At 36.9% G+C, this 25,298-nt stretch carries 19 protein-coding genes and 1 rRNA gene; 16 read left to right on the forward strand and 4 right to left on the reverse strand.

What is annotated here, in order from left to right:
* Window positions 1-505: 505 nt before the first annotated feature.
* On the forward strand, window positions 506-2,179 hold the full coding sequence (locus tag DU508_RS17725) for a beta-N-acetylhexosaminidase (protein WP_115404100.1): 1,674 nt from the start codon (window positions 506-508) through the stop codon (window positions 2,177-2,179).
* 4 nt (window positions 2,180-2,183) lie between these two features.
* On the opposite strand, the gene DU508_RS17730 is transcribed toward DU508_RS17725, so the two are convergent.
* On the reverse strand, window positions 2,184-3,110 hold the full coding sequence (locus tag DU508_RS17730; protein WP_115404101.1) for an AraC family transcriptional regulator: 927 nt from the start codon (window positions 3,108-3,110) through the stop codon (window positions 2,184-2,186).
* Between the two features lie 238 nt (window positions 3,111-3,348).
* On the opposite strand from DU508_RS17730, the gene DU508_RS17735 reads away from it, so the two are divergent.
* From DU508_RS17735 to DU508_RS17745, 3 genes are all read left to right on the forward strand, one after another.
* The gene (locus tag DU508_RS17735) at window positions 3,349-4,854 is read left to right on the forward strand and encodes an aldehyde dehydrogenase family protein (protein ID WP_115404102.1); all 1,506 of its coding nucleotides are present in this window, start codon (window positions 3,349-3,351) and stop codon (window positions 4,852-4,854) included.
* Between the two features lie 110 nt (window positions 4,855-4,964).
* Entirely contained in the window at window positions 4,965-5,339 is a 375-nt protein-coding gene (locus tag DU508_RS17740) for a DUF779 domain-containing protein (protein WP_115404103.1), read from the forward strand.
* A gap of 109 nt (window positions 5,340-5,448) precedes the next feature.
* Window positions 5,449-5,658, forward strand: coding sequence for a hypothetical protein (locus DU508_RS17745; protein WP_115404104.1), 210 nt, complete (start codon window positions 5,449-5,451; stop codon window positions 5,656-5,658).
* Here DU508_RS17745 and DU508_RS17750 read toward each other — a convergent pair.
* Window positions 5,655-6,065, reverse strand: a complete 411-nt coding sequence (locus DU508_RS17750; protein WP_115404105.1) for a thiol-disulfide oxidoreductase DCC family protein — start codon at window positions 6,063-6,065, stop codon at window positions 5,655-5,657. The genes DU508_RS17745 and DU508_RS17750 overlap by 4 nt on opposite strands.
* A gap of 62 nt (window positions 6,066-6,127) precedes the next feature.
* Between DU508_RS17750 and map the strand changes: the two genes are divergently transcribed.
* From map to DU508_RS17810, 12 genes are all read left to right on the forward strand, one after another.
* A complete protein-coding gene (gene map / locus DU508_RS17755) occupies window positions 6,128-6,892 on the forward strand; it encodes a type I methionyl aminopeptidase (protein ID WP_115404106.1) in 765 nt (254 codons plus the stop codon).
* Between the two features lie 66 nt (window positions 6,893-6,958).
* Window positions 6,959-7,504 (forward strand): bifunctional pyr operon transcriptional regulator/uracil phosphoribosyltransferase PyrR, encoded by a 546-nt coding sequence (gene pyrR / locus DU508_RS17760; RefSeq protein ID WP_115404107.1) that lies wholly within the window; start codon window positions 6,959-6,961, stop codon window positions 7,502-7,504.
* 8 nt (window positions 7,505-7,512) lie between these two features.
* Entirely contained in the window at window positions 7,513-8,442 is a 930-nt protein-coding gene (locus tag DU508_RS17765) for an aspartate carbamoyltransferase catalytic subunit (RefSeq protein WP_115404108.1), read from the forward strand.
* A gap of 421 nt (window positions 8,443-8,863) precedes the next feature.
* Complete coding sequence (locus tag DU508_RS17770; RefSeq protein ID WP_115404109.1) at window positions 8,864-11,887, forward strand: tetratricopeptide repeat protein; 3,024 nt, start codon at window positions 8,864-8,866, stop codon at window positions 11,885-11,887.
* Window positions 11,888-11,891: 4 nt separating this feature from the next.
* Window positions 11,892-13,589: a porin family protein gene (locus DU508_RS17775; RefSeq protein ID WP_115404110.1), complete on the forward strand. Its 1,698-nt coding sequence runs from the start codon at window positions 11,892-11,894 to the stop codon at window positions 13,587-13,589.
* Between the two features lie 54 nt (window positions 13,590-13,643).
* Entirely contained in the window at window positions 13,644-15,119 is a 1,476-nt protein-coding gene (locus DU508_RS17780; protein WP_115404111.1) for an HU domain-containing protein, read from the forward strand.
* A gap of 2 nt (window positions 15,120-15,121) precedes the next feature.
* Window positions 15,122-15,826 (forward strand): MotA/TolQ/ExbB proton channel family protein, encoded by a 705-nt coding sequence (locus tag DU508_RS17785; RefSeq protein ID WP_115404112.1) that lies wholly within the window; start codon window positions 15,122-15,124, stop codon window positions 15,824-15,826.
* Window positions 15,826-16,227 (forward strand): ExbD/TolR family protein, encoded by a 402-nt coding sequence (locus DU508_RS17790; protein WP_115404113.1) that lies wholly within the window; start codon window positions 15,826-15,828, stop codon window positions 16,225-16,227. The genes DU508_RS17785 and DU508_RS17790 overlap by 1 nt, the downstream gene beginning before the upstream one ends.
* On the forward strand, window positions 16,227-17,060 hold the full coding sequence (locus tag DU508_RS17795; RefSeq protein ID WP_115404114.1) for an energy transducer TonB: 834 nt from the start codon (window positions 16,227-16,229) through the stop codon (window positions 17,058-17,060). Before DU508_RS17790 ends, DU508_RS17795 begins: the two co-directional genes overlap by 1 nt.
* A gap of 39 nt (window positions 17,061-17,099) precedes the next feature.
* Window positions 17,100-18,389, forward strand: coding sequence for a bifunctional folylpolyglutamate synthase/dihydrofolate synthase (locus DU508_RS17800; RefSeq protein ID WP_233509665.1), 1,290 nt, complete (start codon window positions 17,100-17,102; stop codon window positions 18,387-18,389).
* A 69-nt stretch (window positions 18,390-18,458) separates the two neighbouring features.
* The gene (gene pafA, locus DU508_RS17805; protein WP_115404116.1) at window positions 18,459-20,117 is read left to right on the forward strand and encodes an alkaline phosphatase PafA; all 1,659 of its coding nucleotides are present in this window, start codon (window positions 18,459-18,461) and stop codon (window positions 20,115-20,117) included.
* Between the two features lie 157 nt (window positions 20,118-20,274).
* Entirely contained in the window at window positions 20,275-23,646 is a 3,372-nt protein-coding gene (locus DU508_RS17810; RefSeq protein WP_115404117.1) for a methylmalonyl-CoA mutase family protein, read from the forward strand.
* Between the two features lie 84 nt (window positions 23,647-23,730).
* On the opposite strand, the gene DU508_RS17815 is transcribed toward DU508_RS17810, so the two are convergent.
* Together DU508_RS17815 and rrf are read right to left on the reverse strand one after the other, a co-directional pair.
* Window positions 23,731-24,711, reverse strand: a complete 981-nt coding sequence (locus tag DU508_RS17815; protein WP_115404118.1) for an acyl-ACP desaturase — start codon at window positions 24,709-24,711, stop codon at window positions 23,731-23,733.
* Window positions 24,712-25,177: 466 nt separating this feature from the next.
* Window positions 25,178-25,289 (reverse strand): 5S ribosomal RNA (gene rrf / locus DU508_RS17820).
* Window positions 25,290-25,298: the final 9 nt, after the last annotated feature.

The raw sequence follows: 25,298 nt of genomic DNA on the forward strand, positions 1-25,298 counted from the left end.
CTACGTGATCCGTATTTCCACATAAGCTGAACCCGTAAGTGCCATTGTTTTAAGTTCTCACACACCCGCAAATGACGGCATGTCAAGTTAAACCCTGATTTCAAACCACAGTTCTTTCACTTCCCTCTCTTCAAGGAGAGGGATTAGCAGCAATTGGCCTAAGCACCAACTTTCATAGGGAGAGGTTTTTTTTACTACTTTTGAATAAATCCCCCTGCCTTTTCATTGTCTACGTACCAAAGAAATAAACCACCTGAAGACACTTAAGAGCACCTCAGTCTACGTGATCCGTATTTCCACATAAGCTGAACCCGTAAGTGCCATTGTTTTAAGTCCCCAAATACCCGCAAATGACGGTATGTTCAGTTAAACCCTGATTTCAAACCACAGTTCTTTCACTTCCCTCTCTTCAAGGAGAGGGATTAGCAGCAATCAGCCTAAGCACCAACTTTCATAGGGAGAGGTTTTTTTTACTACTTTTGAATAAATCAAAACCCTGCCCTTCATGAGAAATGTTATCTTTTTGTTTCTAACTTTCATAACCCTCAATCTATTTGCACAGGAAGTGAGTATCATTCCTCAGCCAGCATACTTAAAGGTGGAAAGCACCAAAAAACCATTTACAATTGATGCTAACACACAGATTGTAATTGAAAACGATTCCCTGAGAAACTCAGCCAGTTTTTTGAACGATTACCTTCAGAAGTATTTTGATTTAAAGCTCAACATAACAACCATTGCTCAACCTAAAAATTTTATTAGTCTAATTTTAAACACAAGAGTTAGTGAGTTTGATAACGCATATACCCTGACAACTTTAGAGAATGGTATTTCAATTATCGGCACTTCCAGGCCAGGAATCTTTTACGGCATTCAAACATTAGTTCAACTATTTCCTTCATCTAAAACAAGTTCCTTAGCAATACCTGCCGTTAATATCATCGATTACCCTCGTTTCAATTACCGCGGAATGCACCTGGATGTAAGCCGCCATTTTTTTGATGTAGCCTTTATAAAGCAATACATTGACTATCTGGCACTTCATAAAATGAATTATTTCCATTGGCATTTAACCGATGATCATGGATGGAGAATAGAAATCAAAAAATACCCGAAACTTACTGAAATAGGCTCCTGGCGTGATGGAAGCATTATTGGCCTTTTTCCTGGCCAAGGCAATGAAAATATCCGTTACCAGGTTTTACCTACAGAAATAAAGATCACTCCAAAAGATGCAGTGATTAAAACCGATGGCATTCGCTACGGCGGCTATTATACACAAGAACAAATTAAAGAAGTGGTTGATTATGCTGCCCAGCGCTACATCACCATCATTCCTGAAATTGAAATGCCAGCACACAGCATGGCAGCACTTGCAGCTTATCCCGAGTTTGGAACCGAACCTAACAAAAAATACCAGGTGGCACAAAGTTGGGGAATATTCAATAAATTCAACAACGTACTTCAGCCTACTGATACTACTTTCAGATTCCTGGAAGATGTTTTAACCGAAGTGATGGCTTTATTTCCATCAAAATATATTCATATTGGAGGCGATGAAGCCGCAAAAGTTTGGTGGAAACAATCTCCCGTTTCTCAGCAAATCATGAAAGCCAACGGAATTAAAACTGAAAGTGAACTGCAAAGTTATTTTATCAGAAGGATTGAGAAATTTGTAAACAGCAAAGGCAAAACCATCATCGGCTGGAACGAAATTTTACAAGGAGGTTTGGCCCCAAATGCAGTTGTAATGAGTTGGCAGGGAGAAAAAGGAGGCATTGAAGCTGCAAAACAAAACCATATGGCCATTATGACTCCTGAAGATAAAGTTTATTTTAATCATGCTCAATTTGTTAAAGAAGACAGCTTGACTGCGGGCAAACCATCTACCCTTCTTGATGTATACAACTATGAACCAATTCCTGCAGAATTGAATGCTGAACAAGCAAAATATATTTGGGGTGGACAAGGTTGTTTATGGAGTGAATATATCACAAACCCCGCCAAGGTTGAATATATGCTATTTCCAAGATTAGATGCCTTGAGCGAAATTTTATGGAGTCAGAAAGAAAAACGCAACTATATCGATTTTCAAAACCGGTTGAAAGCACAATTTAAACGATATGATTTAATGGGAATCAGTTATTCAAAAAGATACCTCGAAAATTATAAAAATTAATTAACTAGTGAATCAGATTTCTTAAAACCTGCATTTGATAAGCCCCAGGCGTTATGCCAACAATTTTCTTAAAAGTTCTGATGAAATAATTGGCATCACTAAAGCCCAGTTCATAGCTGATTGACGCAACTTTGACGCTTGGTTGCGAAAGCAGTATTTTAGCTTTGTTTATTTTTTCAGTTAAGATAAAATCATTAGGGCTGATCCCCAGTTCCCGTTTAAACAACCGGTAAAAAGTAGCCTTGCTCATGCAGGCTTTATCACTCAAACTATTGATGTTAATTTTCTCATTTAAATTTGTTTTAATATAATTCAACACAAAAGCCAGAGGATTTTGATTAAGGTTATAAGCATCATCTGTAATTGTTTTTAGATTTTGCGTCTGCATAATTCTAACCAAAAGTTCTTTTAAAGTTAAATCTGCCAGTACATCCTTTTCTTTTGATCTTTCTGAACAAATTCTGATTACTTTATTGATCAGATAAGCAATTTCTTCATTATTGTAAAAATGGTATTCATCATAATTAAGCAACCATTTTTCGTTACTTCCTTCTTTTGGAAAAAATTCATTCAAATAAGCAATTGTTTTTTTGATTTGTTCCTGATCAATCGCCAATGCAATACACTGTGTTGGGTTAACATTTGTAGCCTCGGGGAAATCAATTTTCATGGTAACAGAAGGAGGAACAATAACACTTTGGCCGGGAAAATAATCAAACCCTTTTTTATCGAAAAGATGCATTACTTTTTTGCCACGTAACATACTGGTAATGACAAAATCATTAAAAGTAAGTGGAACTTTATAAGATTCAGTATAGGTTTCAAAAACATTTAATTCACAACGCTCCAAAGTATACGAAGTTCTGTTTTCTACTAGCGTTTGCAGGTTTTTCGCTTTACTTAAACTCACCTGGTCCAATGTATGTGTCATAACAATAAAGATTTTGGTTAGAGAGAATTACTGATAATCAAATATAAAAGTATTTCGATAAGGTTACATACGCTGAAACAATAATGCTACCATTTGAGGCAATTATCCTATCTGTTCAAGCAACTTTGCCATTAGGTTTGTAGTAACCAAATCTTATTACTTAAAATCATGATGAGCAATTCCAAGATACCATCTTAAAGCTCATGATGTTTTTAAACCTTAAAAATCAATAATAATTATGGGAAATTTAATAGAAAAACCATCATTCAAACCACATTATGATAATTATATCGGAGGAAAGTTTGTACCGCCCGTAAAAGGAAACTATTTCGATAATATATCACCAATTGATGGAAAAGTATTTACAAAGGCAGCACATTCCACTAAAGAAGATTTAGAACTCGCTGTAGATGCTGCACACGAAGCCTTCAAAACCTGGAGTAAAACTTCATCAACAGAAAGGAGCGTCATTTTAAACAAGATTGCACAACGCATGGAAGATCATTTAGAGTATCTTGCAACTGTTGAAACCATTGATAACGGAAAAGCTGTCAGAGAAACCCTGGCTGCAGATTTACCCCTTGGAATTGACCATTTCAGGTATTTTGCGGGCGTGATCAGGGCAGAGGAAGGTTCGCTTTCTGAACTGGATTCGAACACAGTGTCCTTGATCGTACACGAGCCAATTGGTGTTGTCGCACAAATTATTCCCTGGAATTTTCCACTATTAATGGGCATTTGGAAACTGGCTCCTGCCCTGGCAGCGGGTAACTGCGTGGTTTTAAAGCCCGCTGAAAGCACACCTGTTTCCATTATGATATTAATGGAATTAATCGGCGATTTATTGCCACCTGGGGTTGTAAACATAGTGAACGGTTTTGGTGCAGAACTTGGACGTGCATTAGTTACCAATCCTAAAATTTCGAAAGCCGCTTTTACAGGCTCTACACCTACCGGAAGATTGGTTATGCAGTATGCAACTGAAAATATTATCCCGGTTACATTGGAATTAGGTGGAAAATCTCCAAATATTTTCTTTAGTTCTGTAATGAATGAAGACGATGCCTTTTTAGATAAAGCAGTAGAAGGTGCTGTAATGTTTGCATTGAACCAGGGAGAAATCTGCACTTGTCCTTCGCGGTTGTTAGTACAAGAAGACATCTATGATAAATTCATTGCCAAGGTTGTTGCAAGAACAGAAGCGATTAAGGTTGGAAGCCCTCTGGACAGGACAGTAATGATGGGTGCCCAGGCCTCGAAGATCCAATTTGAAAAAATAGCTCAGTACATTAAGTTAGGTAAAGAAGAAGGTGCAGAAGTTTTAACAGGTGGAGAAGTAAATGAATTGGCTGGCGAACTTGGAAGCGGTTATTACATTAAGCCTACCATTTTTAAAGGGCACAATAAAATGAGAATCTTTCAGGAAGAAATTTTCGGACCAGTACTCGCTGTTACTACATTTAAAACTGTTGAAGAAGCCATTGATATTGCAAACGACACACTTTATGGTTTAGGTGCCGGTGTTTGGACCAGAGATGCGCATGAGCTTTATCAAGTTCCAAGGGCAATCAAAGCCGGACGCGTTTGGGTAAACCAATACCATTCTTATCCTGCGGGCGCTCCGTTTGGTGGTTACAAACAATCGGGCATTGGCAGGGAGAATCATAAGATGATGTTGGGCCATTATCGTCAAACTAAAAACATGTTGATTTCTTATGATAAGAATAAACTAGGATTCTTTTAAAGAAAGTAATTGAAACAAAATAAGTTCGTCCTCGTTGATTGTTTTAAATACCTCGGTTGAATCAATATTTCAGCTGAGGTTTATATACAAATAATTCTAAATCCTAACTTATGATCAGCAGAATTGACAGTACAGATGAAGCAAAACAACTCATTGCAATTTTGAAAGAAAAGCACGGAGAGCTGATGTTTTACCAGGCTGGCGGGTGTTGCGAAGGTACACAACCTCAATGCTTTGAAAAGGGTGGTTATTATCTCCGGATGAATGATGTTTGTTTAGGAGAAGTTGAAGGTTGTGAATTTTGGGTAGACAGAGATCTTTACGAATACTGGAAATCCGCTCACTTTACTTTAGATGTGTCAGATGGTTTTGGTGTTGGCGGCTTTTCTTTGGAAACACCCCTGCATAAAACATTCAAAATCCATTACCGTCTTTTTTCAGAAGAAGAACTAAAAGATTTAGTGTCGGTTAAAACGGCAGAATAGTATTTATACTGGTTAGATTCAAGTCAGTTTGGAGCAATCCTGCTGACTTTTTTGATTTCATTTGAAGCGCTTTTGAAAATTTATGCAATCTTTGTTTCAAATTTAAATCATGCGTAAAATACTTGCGGTCATTTGTACCCTCATCACATTGTTTGCCTTAAAAGAAACCATTAATATTTTTATTACCAATGAAACAGATATTGTAAAGCAGCGAAGCATATTTATTGTAATTGCATTGAGTATTGCTATTCCCCTGGTAATTTTATCACTTTGGCTTTGGAAACCACGCCATAATCAAGACCAAAAAAAGCAAAACTAATTATAAAATTTTTGCTTTAACTCTGGCGTTGGCACCCAGCAACTCTCCTGCTTACCCCACCATTTATAGCGGTTTTTGGCGATGATATCGTAAAACCAATCTCTGATAAACTTAGGAATGATAATCAAACCATAAAGCAATGGCCAAAAGCCATTTAAATGTTTTGCTATCCTTAAAGCGGCAGATGATCTGGTATAAAGTTTATTATTTTCAACCAGAACAATTGATTCGATTTTATTTAAATCAATGCCGAGGCTGGGCAAAATACTTTTAGCATGGTTTCCTTGTAAAGCAGCAAACTTAAAAATATTCTTCTTATCATGTTCAATTGCAAATTGAACCGATGCATTGCAAAGATTACAAACACCATCAAAAAAAATAACAGGATTTTGCGACATAACTGTCATAAAGTTAGGGTTTTTATTACTTTATTATCCAATAACACTATTTTCGCATTAAATTTCATACCATGTCAATCACAACTGAAGAAGAATTAGTCGGCATGCAGCAAGTAAGTAAAGCTGTTGCAATCACACTTAAAGAAATGCGCAACTTTGCCAAACCCGGTATATCAACCAGGCAGCTTGATGATTTTGGCGGTGTGATATTGAAAGATTTTGGCGCCAAATCCGCTCCCCGATTAACGTATAATTTTCCTGGTTGGACTTGCATTAGCATTAACAATGAAATTGCACATGGTATTCCAAATGAAAAGAAAATACTTAAAGAAGGCGATTTAGTTAACATTGATGTTTCGGCCGAACTGAATGGATTTTGGTCAGACAATGGTGGGTCTTTTGTATTGGGTAACGATTTGTATCACTATGATTCTTTAGTCAATGCTTCAAAATCCATTCTTAAAAAAGCGATAAATAATATAAAGGGTGGTGTTCGCATTGCGGAAATCGGAAGACTCATCGAAACCGAAGCCAGAAAATCAGGTTATCGCGTAATCAAAAATCTTACTGGCCATGGTGTTGGAAGAGGCTTACATGAGGCACCTCACGAAATAGCCAACTTCTACGATAGATATAACCATGACAGGTTCAGGAAAAATACAACAGTAGCAGTGGAAACATTTATTTCGACAGCATCGAGCATTGCCGAAACAGAAGAAGATGGCTGGACATTAACAGGAAATAAAGGTGGCTTCGTTGCGCAGCATGAACATACCATCATGATCACGGGCGATAAACCCATCATACTTACTGCAGAAAACGATATCTGGCTATAAGGAACTTTTTCAAAATCAACTTTCCTACCTTGAAACATTTTTCTATATTTGCCCAATCCTTCTTCAATGCAAAAGAAAACAATCTTTGACGGACAAAAAATTCAGATTACAATTAAGAGGCTTTGCCATCAGTTAATTGAAAACCACGACGATTTCGCAAATACAGTTCTTATTGGTATCCAGCCAAGAGGTGTTTTTTTAGCCGATCGTATCCATCAGGAACTTCAAACCATCCTTAAAAACAAGAAAATTTTAAAGGGCAACCTCGATATTACTTTCTTTAGAGATGATTTCCGTCGTAAAGATGGCTTGGTTACTGCAAGTAGTAATTCAATTGATTTTATTATAGAAGGTAAAAAAGTTATCTTAATTGATGATGTGCTTTGGACAGGGAGAACCATCAGGGCAGCACTCGATGCTTTGCTCGCTTATGGCCGCCCTGAAAAAGTAGAACTTTTAGTGTTGATTGACCGCAGGTTTAGCAGGCATTTACCTATCGAACCCGATTACATTGGGCATCAGGTAGATAGCTTAAACTCACAACAAGTTAAAGTAACCTGGACGAGTGAAGGAAGTGAAGACAAAGTGATTTTATTATCGGAAAAACAATAACATAAAAAATGGCAGCAGACAAACTATCAACCCGACATCTTTTAGGCATTAAAGATATTAACCGGAATGATATCGAATTGATTTTCGAAACTGCAGATAATTTCAAGGAAGTAATTAACCGGCCAATTAAAAGGGTTCCGTCACTTCGTGACATTACCATTGCCAATATATTTTTCGAAAACTCTACCCGAACAAAACTTTCATTTGAACTTGCTGAAAAAAGGCTTTCTGCTGATGTGGTAAATTTTGCTGCCTCTTCATCTTCAGTGAGCAAAGGAGAAACTTTAATCGATACGGTTAACAACATCCTGTCTATGAAAGTTGATATGGTGGTAATGCGCCATCCCTACGCAGGTGCTGGTCAGTTTTTGAGCAAACATGTGAAAGCACAAATTGTAAATGCTGGTGATGGTGCACATGAGCACCCCACTCAGGCTTTACTTGATGCTTTCTCCATCCGACAAAAATTAGGTGATGTTGGAGGCAAAAAAGTAGTTATAGTTGGAGATATTTTACACTCCCGTGTGGCCATATCAAACATCCTTTGTTTACAACGCTTAGGTGCAGAAGTGATGGTTTGTGGTCCGACCACCTTAATTCCCAAACACATTCATCAACTTGGAGTAAAAGTTGAGCATAACCTGATTAAAGCACTGAACTGGTGTGATGTAGCCAATATGCTTCGCATTCAGCTTGAACGTCAGGACATTAAATACTTTCCATCATTAAGGGAGTATGCGATGATGTACGGGTTAAACAAACAAATCTTAGATAACCTCGATAAAGAGATTGTAGTCATGCATCCTGGCCCCATCAATCGCGGTGTGGAGATTACCAGCGATGTTGCAGACAGCAAACAATCCATCATTCTGGAACAGGTGGAAAATGGAGTTGCCGTTAGAATGGCGGTACTTTATTTATTGGCAAGCCAGGGATAGATTTAGTTCGGAGTTGGGAGTCTACAGTCGTGAGTCTTCAGTCTGATCATTCATTAGTCTATATTGCAAAAACCAGTTTAGTTCATTGATCATTATAACGATTATGGTAATTACTCCACAAACATTAACCGATTTAAACAATTACCCCTCTACAAAATGAACATCGATCAAGATTGCTATTCCGGAAGGTGGCGGCACCAATGAACTAATGACAAATGAACGAGTAAACCATATCCACCATTTCGGTTGCCAGATAAATCTACCGATGAACGAATGAACCAGAACATTTTTCCACATTCTAATCTCTCTCATACCAATTCAAAAAACCTTTCGTTTAATTGTGTTATTAACAGATGTTAATTACTTCTGTTGATAAACATTGTTACTATTTCTAATTTAGTACCAACCATATTTGAAACCGATGCAAAAAAAATACTTATTAATTCCGCTACTTTTGGCAGGAAGTTTTAGCACATACGCACAAGTTAGCGCCGTGCAAAACCTCAATAAAAACTATCAAACGGGTTTAGAATTATTAGATAAAGAAAAATATACTGCAGCTGCACAACAGTTTAAACTTGTTGAGCAGCAACGATATAAACCTTCTACACAAACTGAAAGCAACGCTGAATTATCTCTGCTAAAAGAGAATGCAAAATTCTATGCTGCTGTATGTGCACTGGAACTAACCAATAGTGATGCAGAAAGTTTATTTCAAGCCTTTATTCGCGATTATCCATTAAATCCAAACACCAAACTTGCCTATTTTTACGTAGGCAGAACCTACTTCAACCAAAAAAACTATAATAAAGCATTAGAATGGTTTGAAAAAACCGATCCTTCCACGCTTTCTGGTAAACAGCGTAATGAATATCAGTTTAAGCAAGGATATGCCTATTTCGAATTAAAAAATTACGATAAAGCCGAACCATTATTTGAACAGGTTAAGAAAGATGAAGGCGCTTTTCAGGAAAGTGCAACCTATTACTTTGCTTACATTAACTATTTAAATAAGGAGTATAAAACGGCACTTGCTAATTTCGAGAAATTAAAAGGCTCCCCTACTTATGAAGCAAGTTATCCGTATTACATTACCTCGATGTACTATTTGGATGAGCGCTATGATGATGTAATCAGCTATGCGTTAGAATCCATTGCAAAAACAAAGCAACAATTCGAACCTGAAATGTTAAGCCTGGTTGCAGCTTCATATTTTGCAAAATCTGACTTTAAAAATGCAGAGAAATATTTTGCTGAATTTTATGCAAAAGACAAAAGTGAAACCAAAAACAACTTATTTATTTATCAATACGGCTATTCTTTATTCCAAAACAAGAAGTACAAAGAATCAGTAGCAGTATTAGAAAAGTTAAATAACGATGATATTTATCTTCAAAATGGCATGCATACTTTGGGTAAAGCATTTATCCAGTTAGGCAATAAGCAAAAAGCGCAAAGTGCATTTTTTAGAGCTTCGCGTTTAGATTTCGATAAAGCCATTCAGGAAGAGGCATGGTTAAATTATGCCAAATTGAGTTATGAATTGGAATTCCATCAGCAAGCTTTAGATGCCACCCAGGGGTTTTTAAAACAGTTTCCAAAATCCAGGAAAATTAATGAAGCAAAAACCTTATTGGGCGAAGTTTTATTAACCACAAAGAACTACCAGGCTGCAGTTGATATATTAGAATCTATTCCCGATAAAACTTTAGAGGCTAAGGAAGCGTATCAAAAAGTAACTTATTTCAGAGGTCTTGAATTTTATAACGAAAGGGCTTTCCCAAATGCACTTTCAATGTTTTTACGTTCAGAAAAATTTCCTGAAGATAATGAGATACATGCCTTAAGCACATATTGGAAAGCAGAATCAATGTATGAATTGCGAAAGTATGGAGAAGCTGTTTCCACGTTCGAGAAATTCTTAAAAATGCCCGATGCTGATAAAACGGGTGTTTACAATTTCGCCAACTATGCTTTGGCCTATGCAGCTTTTGAGGATGAAAAATACAGTAAGGCAGCAAATTATTTCGAGAAATTTCTTGATGGAAATGATAAAGATCAGAAAACCATTGATGATGCAACCATTCGTCTGGCCGATTCTTATTTCGTAAATAAGACTTACGGAAATGCAATGACCAATTATAACAAAATCATTAACAGGCATACCAGTTCAGAAGATTATGCAACCTTCCAGAAAGGTATGATTCAGGGTTTGGAAAATCAGCATGATGCTAAAATTGCCACTATGCAAAGCTTGTTATCCAAATTTCCTAATTCTAATTATGCTGATGATGCTGGTTTCGAAACTGCTTATACCTATTTCACTAAAGGTAATTTTGATAAATCCAAGTCTGATTTAGTTGATTTAGTTGCAAAATATCCTCACAGCAGCTATGTTCCTAAAGCCTTAATCACTATTGGTCTGGTACAATACAACCAGGATCAGGACGATGCCGCCCTAGAATCGTTCAAAAAAGTAATCCGCGACTATCCTGCGGCTGATGAAGCAAAGCAAGCATTGGAGTCAATTAAAAACATCTATGTTGATCGTGGTGATGCAAATGGATTTATCAATTATGCTAATTCCACCCCGCTTGGAAATTACTCAAATGCTGAACAGGATAATATCGTTTTTGCAGCAGCAAATAACCTTTATATGAAAGGTGATGCCAACGGAGCATTCCAGGCAATTAATGCTTATTTCGATAAATTTCCAAAAGCCATTCATGAAAAAGAAGCTAAATTCATCAGAGCTGAATCTTTGGTAAAACTTAAACGCCCGGACGAAGCCATTCCGGATTATGAATTTATTTTAAATGACTGGACAAGTGACTATACTGAGCGTTCGTTGTTAAGCATTTCACAATTATTTCTTAATCAGAAAAAATATAACGAGGCCATTGTTTACCTGAAAAGGCTGGAAACCACTACAGATTATAAAGCACACTACAGTTTTGCCATTAATAATTTGCTAAAGGCGTACACCGCTTTAAATATGCCAGATGATATGCTGAAATATGCACAGCTGACACGGGAATCAGAAAAAGCATCAGAAGAAGAAAAAAACAGTTCCGGTTTATTTGCAGGTAAAGCATATTTACTTAAAGGCGATACCACAACTGCTGTAAAAGAATTCAAAAATGTAGTGGCTAAAACTAAAACAGCAGCAGCAGCGGAAGCTAAATACAATTTGGCATTGGTAGAATACAATAAAGGAGACTTTAAAACATCAACCAAAACATGTTTTGATATTATTAATAACATGGCATCACATGATTATTGGGTAGCAAAAGCATTTATCCTTTTATCAGATAATTATGTTGCATTGAAAGACAACTTACAGGCAAAAAGCACACTTCTAAGCATAATTGATAATTACGAAGGCAAGGATGACATTATTCCAACAGCCAAACAGAAACTAGAAAAACTAAACCAGAAGAAGTAGAATTATGAAGTCGATTAAATATATATATAGTTCACTGTTTTTTTTAGCTGCAGGATTAACGACTGTTCAGGCACAGGATAAAAAACCTGAAGAAAAAGCGGTAGTTAACGAAGAAATTGAAGTTGTTCGTCCCTACAAACCAATTTTAGCGGAAGCAGTAAAATTGAGAAGAAGCCCGAATTTAGACGATGTAAAAACATATAAAGCTAAACTTAATTACAGCATCATCGACCGGAAACTTGAGCTGAATAGCGATATTCAAAAGCTGCAGGCACAAGCACTTGCTGATGAGAAAGAGAGTATCCTGGTTAACAATTACGTTAAAGGTGCTTTTGGTTCGCTGGCCACACTGTTGGGCGAAGCTTATTTTAATACCGGAAAAGATGAAGGCTTACAAATTGGCGGTTATTTTAAACATTTCAGTCAGGAAGGTAAACTGAATAAACAAAATAGCAGTAACCAACAGTTAAGCGTTTTTGGACGTAGTATTTTAGAAGAAAACACTGTTAGTGGTCGTATTAATTTAGAACGTAATGGTACTTATTTCTATGGCATTGATCCTGATAATCTGGCTTTAAATCCAAACCCTGAAAAGCAGGCACTAACCTTTATTGAATTAGAAGGCGAACTGGTAAAAAACTTTACAGAAGATGAAGATGCTTTAAGCTATGCCTTAAAAGCTAACGGATACATCTGGAATGATAAATTCAGTGCTAAAGAAAATTACTTTAGCCTTAACGGTTATTTGAATAAACGCATCAGTTCATTTAATTTAGGATTAGCCGCATCAACTGAGTTTGGTAATACAAAAGATGCTTTAACCAGTGTTGGTAATAACTTATTGCGTTTAAATCCTTACATCCGCTTACAGGTTAAAGGAGCAAAAGTTACCGCTGGGATAAACTTTGTACAAGAATTTGGAGCCTATAGCAGTTCAAAAATTTTCCCTGCCGTTACTGCAGATTTTACATTGATTCCTGATTATTTACAGGTTTTTGGAGAAATTAAAGGAGATGTGAACAGAAATTCATTAAAAAGCTTTACAGATGAAAATCCTTGGTTAAACAACAACATTCTGGTTAAAAACACAGTAGAAAAACTAAGCATTAGCGCTGGAATCAAAGGTACTGGCGGACCAGGCTTCGGTTACAAGGCCCGTGTTTACATCAAGCAGTTTGATGATATGCCATTATTCATTAACAACTTCGATGATTTTAATAAATTTGATGTTATTTATGATTTTGGTAAAACAAAATTAACAGGTCTGGAAGGCGAAATTTCTGTTCAGGTAAGTGATGCATTAAAATGGACTGGCAAACTAAATGTTGATGACTGGAAACCCGCATCCGAAACTTATACCTGGTTTAAACCAGGATTGAAAGTAAGTTCAAACTTCCTTTATACCTACAATAAAAAATTAAGCTTCAATGCTGGCATAGTGATTCAGGATGATGTAAAAGCAAAAGTTAATGTTGCGCAACCGGTAAACCCATTGGAATATGTAATCCCGAATCCGAATATAGAATCGATTGTTACGGTTAAAGGTTTTGTTGATTTAAGTGTTGGTGCCGATTATAGAATCAACAATAAATTCTCAGTTTTTGCAAAAGCAAATAATATCTTAAATTCAAATTATAGCAGGTACTTATATTATCAGGTTAATGGATTTAATATATTTGGCGGACTAACCTATTCTTTTTAAACACATTAAATTAATTATTGCGTAGGTTTAGAAAAAACGCTTAATTTTACCGGAATGGATATCTTATCATACCTTTTAGAACTCTTGCAACAACGCAAAGAAGTTGGTATTACCGGCTTGGGAACCTTCTATAAAAAGAAATTTCCGGGTAGATACGATAAGGAAAAACAATCGTTTTTGCCCCCGGGTTATGCTTTACAATTTACTTCCGAAGTGAAAATTGATGATGCGTTGGCTAGCTATATTTCATCAAAAAGAAATATATCTTCTGAAAGTGCTGACTATTATATTGCCCAGTTTGTTAATGAGATAACACAAAAGCTTGAAGTTGAACACGAAGCTGATTTAGAGAATCTAGGAAGATTATTTTTTACTGAACATGAAGGTTTAAGTTTCGAAGCTGCAAAAAACATTAATTACGGTTCTGAATTTTACGGGCTTCCTGCTTTACCTGAAACGGTTATTGAAGAACCAAAAGATATAACAGCTGAAGAAGAGGAAGTTTACGATGAAATTGCGGAGGCACCTGTAACTCCTGTTCAGCCAGAAGCGCAGGAACAGCAACACCCGGTTATCGAAACCATAGAACTGGATGAAGTTCAGGATGATTTGAAAAACACTTTAAAACATACTGAAAAACCTGCGGAAGAGATTATAGAAGCACCTGAATTTATCAAGGAACAACATGCTGAACACCCTGATCGTTTTGGTCATACACCAGAAGATGAAGCAGCAGTAAAAGCCTTAACGGATCATGAAGTAGAAGTTCCTGAATCTGTAGTAGAACAGCATGAAGAACATCCTAACCGTTTTGGTCATACACCAGAATCAGAAGAGCCTAAAACCTACATTCATTTAGAAGATAATGTCAAAGTGGATGAGCCAATAATTGAAGCTCCCGAATTTATTAAAGAGCAACATGCTGAACATCCAAATAGATTTGGTCATGATCCTATAGCCGAGAATGTACCGGGAGAAGATCATAAATCTGTTTGGCCGAAAGTGTTGACCATCATTTTTATTCTACTTGTAATTGGTGGGATTCTTTATTTTGTGAAACCTGAGCTTTTTAACCGGGAAGCTGAGCCAAACCCACTCCCTCCAACACTGGTGGATTCTCCAAAAACTGAAATAGACACTGCAAAGGCAAAACAAGATTCAATTGCAAAAACCGACAGTATATTAAAAGCCAATCAGGTTTCAACTCAGGTTGATTCGGTTAAAAAACCCTTGGTTGTTAAACCCAATATCGATCAGGAAAATACCAGAAGCACTATTAAAAAATCAGGAACAGTTACATTTGATGTAATAGCAGCTTCATATGAAACTGTACAGGGCGCTGAAAGATATATTAAAGCGGTTAAAAATGTAGGCATAACAGCTAAAATTGTCAAGATGCCTGGTAAACGTCAAAACATTAGTATTGGTTCATTCAATACCCAACAAGAAGCGGAAGAGCAGAAAGATATTTTGCAAAAAAAATTAAAAGGAAAAGGATTTTACGTACAACAAATTAACAACACACCATAATAATGATAACTTTATTAATTCAGGACACCCAACAAGCACTTCAAGATACAGCTAATGCGGTTAACCAGGCATTAACTCAACCAGAGCCGGAATTGCATTTCATCGATCTTCTTTTTAAAGGAGGATGGGTAATGATTCCATTGGCTTTTCTGGCATTCTTAGCACTGGTTATTTTTGTTGAACGTTATTTAACCATTAAAAAAGCAACAAAAGATGAATCTAACCTGATGGGACAAATCAGATCTTACATTCAATCGGGTAATCTGGATGGCGCAATGTCGCTTTTAAGAAACAATAGTTCCCCACTTAGCCGCATGCTGCAAAAAGGACTAAAACGTATCGGCAGACCGATAAAGGAAATAGAAGGCGCTATTGAAAATGTTGGAAAATTAGAAGTTTCTAAGCTGGAGAAAAATATTAGTATTTTAGGCATTGTTGCAGGTATTGCACCAATGCTTGGTTTCGTGGGTACCATTGTGGGGGTAATTACCATTTTCCACCAGGTATCCATTAAAGGTGCTATTGAAATCGGAACTATTTCCGGAGGTTTATATACCAAAATGATCACTTCAGCCACTGGATTAATTATCGGTATTATTGCTTATGTTCTTTATCATATTTTAAATATGATGGTAGAAAAAATAATCCTTAAAATGGAAACCGATGCAATTGATTTTATTGATTTATTAGAGGAGCCAGGCAAATAATGAATTTACGCAAAAGAACAAAAGGGTCGGTAGAAGTACATACTTCAGCGTTGAACGATATTATGTTCTTCCTGATGCTGTTTTTCTTATTGGCATCTGCGGTAGTAAATCCTACAGTGGTTAAACTTTTATTGCCTCAATCATCAAGCGGCCAGCAATCTACCGCTAAAAAAGCAGTTACCGTAACCATAGACGAAAACTTAAAATATTTCGTTGATAAAAAACCAGTAACGATTGAGCAATTACAACCCACATTGGAGGCCTATCAGAAATTGGCACCAGATATGACAATTCTGCTGTATGTATCTCGCAATGTTACTTATCAGGATGGTTTCGTTGTAAATGATATTGCAAATAAGTTAAAATTAAAGCTTGTTGTTGCTGTTGAGCCTAAAAAATAATGAACTATAGAGCGCAAAATATAAATAACGAAGAAAACAATTATCCGAAGGCAATAGCCATCTCAACCGGGATAATGGGTTTTCTATTATTAATTAGCTTTTTTATCGTGATTGGTTCTTTCCAGCCACCAGAAGATCTTGGTATGGGTGGTATGGTTGTAAACTACGGAACAGCCGCAGAAGGTATGGGCGATGACTATACCAGTATTGAAGAACCATCTGCTGATCCGAATGCAAATGGAAAAGCACCTGATAAGGTAACACCTGAGCAAAAAGTAACGCCTGTAACCACTACCCAAAGCAGCGATAAGGAAATTCAAACTCAAAATACCGAAGATGCTATTGCCGTTAATACTAAGTCGACAAAAGCAACAACAAACACACCTACCCAGGTAACTGAAGATAAGCCGGCACAACCCGCAATTAACCAAAATGCCTTATATAAAGGTAAAAAAAATGATGGTCAGGGTAAGGGCGACGGTACAGGAGATACACCAGGTAATCAAGGCTCAATCAATGGTGATCCTCTGGCGAATAATTATGGAGAAGGTGGTTCGGGTTTTGGGAATAAACCAATTGAGTTAAGACGTTTTTCAAATCTCGTTATCCCTAAAGATGATGGTCAGAAAACAGGAAAAATTGCCATCAGGATTTATTTCAACAAAGCAGGTGATATTACAAGAGCAAATCAGGAATTAAAAGGATCTACCATTACCGATACCGAATTAGTTAACAAATGTATTCAGGCTGTTTTGAATTCTTCTTTAAGCAGAACTGATGTTGGCGGTGATAACCAAACCGGAGTTGTGGTATTTAACTTTAAAGTAAAATAAGCATAACTTTACCTAATTCATTTCATACCTATCAAAGTTGTGAACTTCCAGCAAACGCTAGATTATTTATACAGCAAACTCCCGATGTTTACGCGTGTGGGTGCTGCTGCTTTTAAAAAAGACTTAACAAATACCATCATATTTTGTAAGGCACTTGATAATCCTCAGCAAAAATTTAAAACCATTCATGTTGCGGGCACGAATGGAAAAGGTTCTACTTCGCACATGCTGGCAGCCGTATTACAAGCTCAGGGTTATAAAACTGGTTTATATACTTCTCCTCATTTAAAAGATTTTCGTGAACGCATTCGCATCAACGGTAAAATGATCAGTAAAACGGAAGTGATTGCTTTCGTAAAAAATCAACAAAAATTAATTGAACGTATTGAACCTTCATTTTTTGAAGTGACTGTGGCTTTAGCTTTTGATCATTTTGCCAAACATGAAGTTGACGTTGCCGTAATTGAAGTGGGTTTAGGTGGAAGATTGGATTCTACCAATATCATTAAGCCTGAAATTTCAGTGATTACAAATATTAGCATGGACCATACCAACATGCTGGGCAATACAATTGAAGAAATTGCAGGAGAGAAGGCTGGAATTATTAAGAAGAAAATACCGGTGATTATTGGAGAAACTCAGGAAAAATCGGCGTCTGTCTTCCTTCGTAAAGCTAAAGAAATGGATGCTCCGATAGTATTTGCTGATGATGTTTTAATTGCAAAGGATTTTAAAATCAAAAACACCAGATTATCTCTATCTGTTTATCAAAATCATCAGATCAAATACAAAAATCTTATCTGCGATTTAACCGGTGTTTATCAGCATAAGAACATTTTAACAGTTTTAGAATCATTAGCAATACTAAATGGGCAAACAAAATTTAAGGTCTCAGATCAAAGTATTTTTAACGGTTTAAAACAGGTTAAAAAACTTACCGGATTGCAGGGACGCTGGCAAACCTTAGGTAAAAATCCATTGGTTATTTGTGATACAGGCCATAATGAAGCTGGAATTGCAGAGGTAGTTAAAAATATCAGTCAAACTCCTTTTGAAAATTTACATGTTGTTTTTGGAATGGTTAAGGATAAGGATATCTCCGGCGTACTTTCCATGATGCCCAAAAATGCGATCTATTATTTCTGCAAGCCTGATCTGGAAAGAGCGTTGGATGCAAGCGAACTCAAAGCACAGGCTGCCGATTATCAACTGCAGGGCAACAGCTTTCCAACAGTTGCAATGGCCAAAGAAAATGCGATTAAATCAGCCGGAATAAATGATCTGGTATTTATCGGCGGCAGTACCTTTGTTGTAGCAGAAGCGCTATAAAATCTTTACATAGACTTCAAAATATCTTCATTTAAAATTTGTTACTTTAGTCCTTTAACTAAAAACAGAATGAAGAAAATATCCTATTTGCTCTTTTCCCTATCTCTCATTTCCATCTCAGTTACGAGCGCACAAACAAAAAAAAACACTACCGCACCAGTAAAAGCATTTCCTGCTGAAATTGCCCGTCCAAAATTAGTTGTTGGTCTTGTTGTCGATCAAATGCGCTGGGATTATTTATATCGTTATTACAATCGCTATACAAATGGAGGATTTAAAAGATTGATAAACGAGGGGTTTTCCGTTGAAAATACCTATATTCCTTACACACCAACCTACACTGCTTGTGGTCATACCTGTATTTATACGGGTTCAGTTCCGGCGGTACATGGCATTATTGGTAATGACTGGTATGATCCGGAAACTAAGAAAAACGTGTATTGCACTGAAGACAGTTCTGTTGTAACAGTGGGCAGTACACCCTCTTCTGAAGGAAATATGTCTCCAAAAAACATGTTAAGTAATACCATCACTGATGAGTTAAGACTGGCAACGAATTTTAAAGGAAAAGTTATTGGAATTTCATTAAAGGATAGAGGGTCAATCCTTCCTGCTGGTCATGCAGCAAATGCAGCCTATTGGTATCAGGGAAGCACCGGAAACTGGATCACCAGCTCTTATTATATGAAAGAGGTTCCTACCTGGATTGCTGATTATAATAAATTGAAACTGGCCAATAAGTTTTATGCAAAAAACTGGGAAACATTATATCCCATTAATACTTATGTGAACAGTACTGCAGATGAGAAAGCTTACGAAGGAAAAAGCAGTACCTTTCCTCACCAGCTGAATCAATTTATAGATAAGAATTTTGATGCGATCAGAAGTACTCCGTATGGTAATACCATTACTTTAGATTTAGCAAAACTGGCAATTCTTTCAGAAGATTTAGGGAAAGATAACATTACCGATTTTCTGGCGGTTAGTTGTTCTGCAACAGATTATGTAGGACATGGATATGGTCCAAATTCAATCGAAGCGGAAGATACTTACTTACGTTTGGATAAAGACTTTGAAGAATTTTTCAATTATCTGGATAAACAAGTGGGAAAAGGAAATTATACCATTTTCCTAACTGCTGATCATGGCGTCGCACACGTTCCTGGTTTTATGAAAGAGAATAAATTACCTGCTGGTGTGGTTAGTGACAGAGAAATTGCAAGTAAATTAAACGCATTTCTGAACGATAAATTTAAAGTTAACGATTTGGTTTTGAAATCGATGAACAATCAGATTATCTTCGATCATGACAAAACTGATAACGGAACGGTAAGTTTTGATGTGATTAAATCTGCATCAATAGAGTTCTTAAAAAGACTGGAGGGCTTCCAAAACGCAGTGGATATTTCTAAGATTTCTCAAACTACGCTTCAGGAAATTCAGAAAAAAATGATCACAAATGGATATAATGCCCGTAGAAGCGGAGATATCTATTATGTTTTAGAACCAAACTGGTTTAATGGCGGAAGTACAGGAACAACCCATGGAAACTGGAACCCATACGATTCTCATATTCCATTGGTTTTTATGGGATGGGGAATTAAACCAGGCGCAACCAACAAAACACATTACATGACAGATATTGCGCCAACACTTGCAGCATTACTGCATATTCAAATGCCAAATGGTAATGTCGGAGAGCCAATAACCGAAATTACAAGCAAATAATCCATAGCCACCTTCAAAGGTGGCTTTGTTGTTTATAAACAGTATCAATACCATTAAAAAAGACTCAAATTATAAGTATTTGCTACATTTGTCGAACCAAATATGTTCGGAACAAGTATAACAAAATTTCATTTCGTGATACTTTAAATCCTATAGTATGCAACCAGTAGAAATATATAAACCAAAAAATAAAATTCGTTTTGTAACAGCTGCCTCGCTTTTTGATGGGCATGATGCAACCATAAATATCATGCGCAGAATTCTCCAGTCTTCAGGAGCTGAGGTAATCCATCTAGGCCATAACCGTTCAGTTGATGAGGTTGTAAATTGTGCCATTCAGGAAGATGTTCAGGGCATTGCGATGACATCTTATCAGGGTGGTCATATCGAATATTTTAAATATATGTATGACTTGCTACAGGAAAGAGGTTCAGGTCATATTAAAATTTTTGCCGGGGGTGGTGGGGTAATTTTACCTTCAGAAATTGAAGAACTACAGGCTTACGGCGTTTCAAAAATCTATTCTCCTGATGATGGGCGTAAAATGGGTTTGCAAGGCATGATCAATGATATGTTGATTAAAACTGATTTCATTACAAAAAGCAGCATTACAGATGAACTTCAAACGATTCCAAAAAAGGAAGTTAAAGCAATTGCCGGGGCAATAACCGTTGCAGAAAATGATCCGGAAGGTGCACAAGATTTTGTTAATGAACTGAAAAAGTTATCTAAAAATAACAGTGCTCCTATTTTAGGGATAACCGGCACTGGCGGAGCAGGAAAATCATCTTTAGTGGATGAGCTGGTTCGTAGATTTTTGGTGGAAGTAAAGGATAAAACACTCGCTATCATTTCTGTTGATCCCTCAAAAAGAAAAACGGGTGGAGCTTTACTTGGAGATCGTATTCGAATGAATGCCATTAATAATCCAAGGGTTTATATGCGTTCATTAGCCACCAGACAAGCAAATCTGGCATTATCAAAAAATGTACAGGAAAGTATTGATATTTGTAAAGCTGCAGGTTATGATTTAATCATCGTTGAAACTTCCGGAATCGGCCAATCAGATACCGAAATTACCGAACATTGTGATGTTTCATTATATGTGATGACGCCTGAATTCGGCGCGGCAACACAGCTCGAAAAAATCGATATGCTTGATTTTGCTGATCTGGTAGCCATTAACAAATTTGATAAAAGAGGTGCATTAGATGCTTTACGGGACGTAAGAAAACAATATAAACGTAATCACAATATTTTCGATGCCAAAGATGATGAGATCCCGGTTTATGGAACAATGGCATCACAATTCAATGATCCTGGGATGAATAACTTATTTGTTGCTTTAATGCATCAAATAAAATCAAAAACAGGAACAGATTTTCAGGCTAAAATGGAGTTGACCTCCGATCAATCTGAAAAAATATATATCATTCCCCCTGATCGGATTCGTTATTTAGCTGAAATCGCAGAGTCTAGCCAGATATATAACGAATGGGTCGATAAGCAATCTTCAATAGCACGAAAAATGTATCAGCTTAAGGGCGTTATCGAATTAGCTGATGAAAACCAATCTTTAGACTTAGGAGATGGATTAAAAGATGCCTATTCCTTTTTCGAAGAACAATTGGATGGAGAATGTAAACGTTTACTCCGCCATTGGCCTGAAACTAAAAGGGCATACAAAGAAGAATTTTTCATTTATAAAGTACGTGATAAAGAAATAAAGCAACCTCTGTTTTATGAATCGCTTTCAAAATTAAATATACCTAAGGTTTCACTCCCCCGTTATGAAGATTGGGGAGATATTTTACGTTGGCTCTTAACCGAAAACTTGCCGGGAGAATTTCCTTATGCAGCTGGTGTTTTTCCTTTAAAGCGTGAAGGAGAAGATCCAACCAGAATGTTTGCTGGTGAAGGTGGTCCGGAAAGAACAAATAAACGCTTTCATTACGTCTCGCTTGGTCAACCTGCCCATCGCCTGTCAACAGCATTTGATTCTGTAACACTTTATGGCGAAGATCCACACATCCGACCAGATATTTACGGGAAAATTGGAAATTCAGGAGTGAGTATTGCAACTATAGATGATGCTAAAAAACTTTACTCCGGTTTTGATCTTTGCGCCCCGTCAACCTCGGTATCAATGACGATTAATGGCCCTGCTCCTATGCTGTTAGGTTTTTTCATGAATGCCGCTATTGATCAGCAATGTGAAAAGTATATCATAGAAAACGGTTTAGAGGAAGAAATAAACACTAAAATTGATTCTATTTATAAGGCAAAAAACATAAAAAGACCATCGTACAATGGTGCTTTGCCAGAGGGAAATAATGGCCTGGGCTTAATGCTTTTAGGTGTAACAGGGGATCAGGTTTTACCTGCTGAAGTTTACGCCAATATAAAAGCTAAAGCCATAAGTTCTGTTCGGGGAACGGTTCAGGCAGATATTTTGAAAGAGGATCAGGCACAAAATACTTGTATTTTCTCAACTGAATTTGCCTTGAGAATGATGGGCGATATCCAAAAGTATTTTATCGATGAGAAGGTCAGAAACTTCTATTCAGTTTCCATTTCGGGATATCATATTGCCGAGGCTGGTGCTAATCCCATTTCACAGCTGGCCTTTACACTAAGTAATGGTTTTACCTTTGTTGAATATTACCTGAGCAGAGGCATGCATATTGATGATTTCGCTCCTAACCTGTCCTTCTTTTTTTCAAATGGGATAGATCCGGAATATGCCGTGATTGGCCGGGTGGCCCGTAGAATTTGGGCAAAAGCGATTAAAAACAAGTATAAAGGCAATGATCGTTCACAAAAATTAAAATATCATATTCAAACCTCTGGCAGATCGTTACATGCCCAAGAGATAGATTTTAACGATATTCGTACCACTTTACAAGCCTTATATGCTATTTATGATAACTGTAATTCACTTCACACCAATGCTTATGATGAGGCGATAACTACGCCTACGGAAGAATCTGTTCGTAGGGCAATGGCCATCCAGTTAATTATCAACAGAGAATTAGGTTTGGCTAAAAATGAAAACCCGCTACAAGGTGCTTTTATCATTGAAGAACTTACTGATTTGGTTGAAGATGCGGTTTTACAAGAGTTTAAAAGAATTAACGATCGTGGAGGAGTGTTGGGAGCCATGGAAACCATGTATCAGCGTGGTAAAATACAGGAAGAAAGTCTGTATTACGAAACGTTAAAACATACCGGCGAATTTCCCATTGTTGGTGTTAACACCTTTCTTAATAAAAATGGGTCTCCAACAATTGTTCCTGGAGAAGTAATACGTGCTACAGAAGAGGAAAAGCAATATCAAATCTCAGCCTTACAGAAATTTCAAGATAGAAATAGTGACAAATCAATAGATTTACTAAAACAACTTCAAAAATCAGCCATTGCCGGAAATAACATTTTCGAACAATTAATGGAGGTTTGTAAAGTTTGTTCACTTGGCCAAATCAGCCATGCACTATATGAAGTAGGTGGCCAGTACAGAAGAAATATGTAACCAGATAGCTTAACTTATTCCATAACAAAAAAGGTTCTTTTCGTAAAGTGAAAAGAACCTTTTTTGTTATATTATCAAATTGGATTATCCTGCAATCCAGGTAAACTTATAATCCATTGTTGGATTTTTCATTCTTTCTGCAACGCGTAATAAACGGGAAGGTAAAGCCATAATATAATCACGGGCTTTTTCTCCGGCATCATTCAAATCACGCATACCCTCAATTTTCCAGTCCTCAATTAACGATTGCATAATCTCTACATAATCAATCGCTGTATAAACACCTAAACGTTGTGCAGCATCAGTAAAGTGACCAAAAGTTTGTCCGATTTTTAAACCGACTTCTCTAAGGAAATGAGCTGGCATTACAATTTTTTTACGCATCATGTCTTCAAAAGCTAGCATTGCCTCGTTTGGATCAACTCTAAAAATCTGATTCATAAAGTCCTTATAAGCCTTTGCATGTCTGGCTTCATCAGAAGCAATTACGCCACACATTCTGGATAATAAGGTATCACCATCTTTTTTTGCTAAAGATGCAACTCTTCTATGCGAAATATTTGTTGCCAATTCCTGAAAAGAGGTATAAATGAAGTTTCTGTAGGGATCATGCCCGGTACCAATATCAAAACCATCCGCGATTAAATATTGCGTAGAAATTTCCATTTGGCGCATATCAACACGACCGGATAAATATAAATATTTGTTTAAAAGATCGCCATGACGATTCTCTTCAGCAGTCCAATGACGATTCCATTTCATCCATCCTCCATCTTCTTTCATGCTAGGCCCCTGTACCATTGCTAGCCACGATTCATAAGTTGGAAGTGCTTCTTCAGTAATGGTATCGCCGATTAAAACAGCCACTAAATCATAAGAAAGATCTTTTGCGTTTTCCCTTAAAATTCTAATGTCTTGATAAAAGTTTTCACTTGTAGAATCAGGTAAAAAATCAGATGGCTGCCAGTTAGTATCAATCGGTTTAAGATAGGTATCCATCATCTCCAACATATATTTCTCAATATGCACCATTACTTCCCTTCTTTTATCTGCAAAAAAACTCATTCTTTGTATTTGTATATTAGTTAGAAACAAAGATAACCAAATAATATGGCAAACCTCATTATATTAACACATTTAGGATAGAATCAGTTTCAAAAATGATTGAAAACATATTTTAAATTCCTCCGTAAGTGATTTGAAAAGTAATAACTGTCTTATTGGCAAGTTCAGCCCTGCTGTCCCTGCAATCTTTTTGGGTACCGTCCGAAGTGATCATGAATGCAGAACATGCAAAAAGGATTCCTTGTTTCAGTTTTGATCAACTTTGGCCTGAACCTCGCCTGTGATTCCCCATCTCCGTTGAGGCGGTTTGAAAGATCCAGCTCCTGTCGCTGACAAACATGTTGTCCCCAACATGCGGTCCCCGCGCTTTGGGCTTTCCGTTCCCTGCTCAAAAATCTTTATGAACGAAGAAACCCCTGCAGTTTTGCTGCAAGGGTCCTTGTCAATGCCCTTTTGGGGCTTTAAGATTTGGCACCGACCTACTCTCCCACGTGTTACCGCAGTACCATCGGCTCTGGTGGGCTTAACTTCTCTGTTCGGAATGGGAAGAGGTGGACACCACCGATATAGGCACCTGAATATTTTAT

The sequence above is a fragment of the Pedobacter chinensis genome (genome assembly GCF_003339865.1).
GTDB classification, from domain to species: Bacteria; Bacteroidota; Bacteroidia; order Sphingobacteriales; family Sphingobacteriaceae; genus Pedobacter; species Pedobacter chinensis.

Coding starts and splice junctions, on each gene's coding strand:
- DU508_RS17725 (WP_115404100.1), top strand. CDS start 506: ATGAGAAATGTTATCTTTTTGTTTCTAACTTTCATAACCCTCAATCTA.
- DU508_RS17730 (WP_115404101.1), bottom strand. CDS start 3,110: ATGACACATACATTGGACCAGGTGAGTTTAAGTAAAGCGAAAAACCTG.
- DU508_RS17735 (WP_115404102.1), top strand. CDS start 3,349: ATGGGAAATTTAATAGAAAAACCATCATTCAAACCACATTATGATAAT.
- DU508_RS17740 (WP_115404103.1), top strand. CDS start 4,965: ATGATCAGCAGAATTGACAGTACAGATGAAGCAAAACAACTCATTGCA.
- DU508_RS17745 (WP_115404104.1), top strand. CDS start 5,449: ATGCGTAAAATACTTGCGGTCATTTGTACCCTCATCACATTGTTTGCC.
- DU508_RS17750 (WP_115404105.1), bottom strand. CDS start 6,065: ATGACAGTTATGTCGCAAAATCCTGTTATTTTTTTTGATGGTGTTTGT.
- map (WP_115404106.1), top strand. CDS start 6,128: ATGTCAATCACAACTGAAGAAGAATTAGTCGGCATGCAGCAAGTAAGT.
- pyrR (WP_115404107.1), top strand. CDS start 6,959: ATGCAAAAGAAAACAATCTTTGACGGACAAAAAATTCAGATTACAATT.
- DU508_RS17765 (WP_115404108.1), top strand. CDS start 7,513: ATGGCAGCAGACAAACTATCAACCCGACATCTTTTAGGCATTAAAGAT.
- DU508_RS17770 (WP_115404109.1), top strand. CDS start 8,864: ATGCAAAAAAAATACTTATTAATTCCGCTACTTTTGGCAGGAAGTTTT.
- DU508_RS17775 (WP_115404110.1), top strand. CDS start 11,892: ATGAAGTCGATTAAATATATATATAGTTCACTGTTTTTTTTAGCTGCA.
- DU508_RS17780 (WP_115404111.1), top strand. CDS start 13,644: ATGGATATCTTATCATACCTTTTAGAACTCTTGCAACAACGCAAAGAA.
- DU508_RS17785 (WP_115404112.1), top strand. CDS start 15,122: ATGATAACTTTATTAATTCAGGACACCCAACAAGCACTTCAAGATACA.
- DU508_RS17790 (WP_115404113.1), top strand. CDS start 15,826: ATGAATTTACGCAAAAGAACAAAAGGGTCGGTAGAAGTACATACTTCA.
- DU508_RS17795 (WP_115404114.1), top strand. CDS start 16,227: ATGAACTATAGAGCGCAAAATATAAATAACGAAGAAAACAATTATCCG.
- pafA (WP_115404116.1), top strand. CDS start 18,459: ATGAAGAAAATATCCTATTTGCTCTTTTCCCTATCTCTCATTTCCATC.
- DU508_RS17810 (WP_115404117.1), top strand. CDS start 20,275: ATGCAACCAGTAGAAATATATAAACCAAAAAATAAAATTCGTTTTGTA.
- DU508_RS17815 (WP_115404118.1), bottom strand. CDS start 24,711: ATGAGTTTTTTTGCAGATAAAAGAAGGGAAGTAATGGTGCATATTGAG.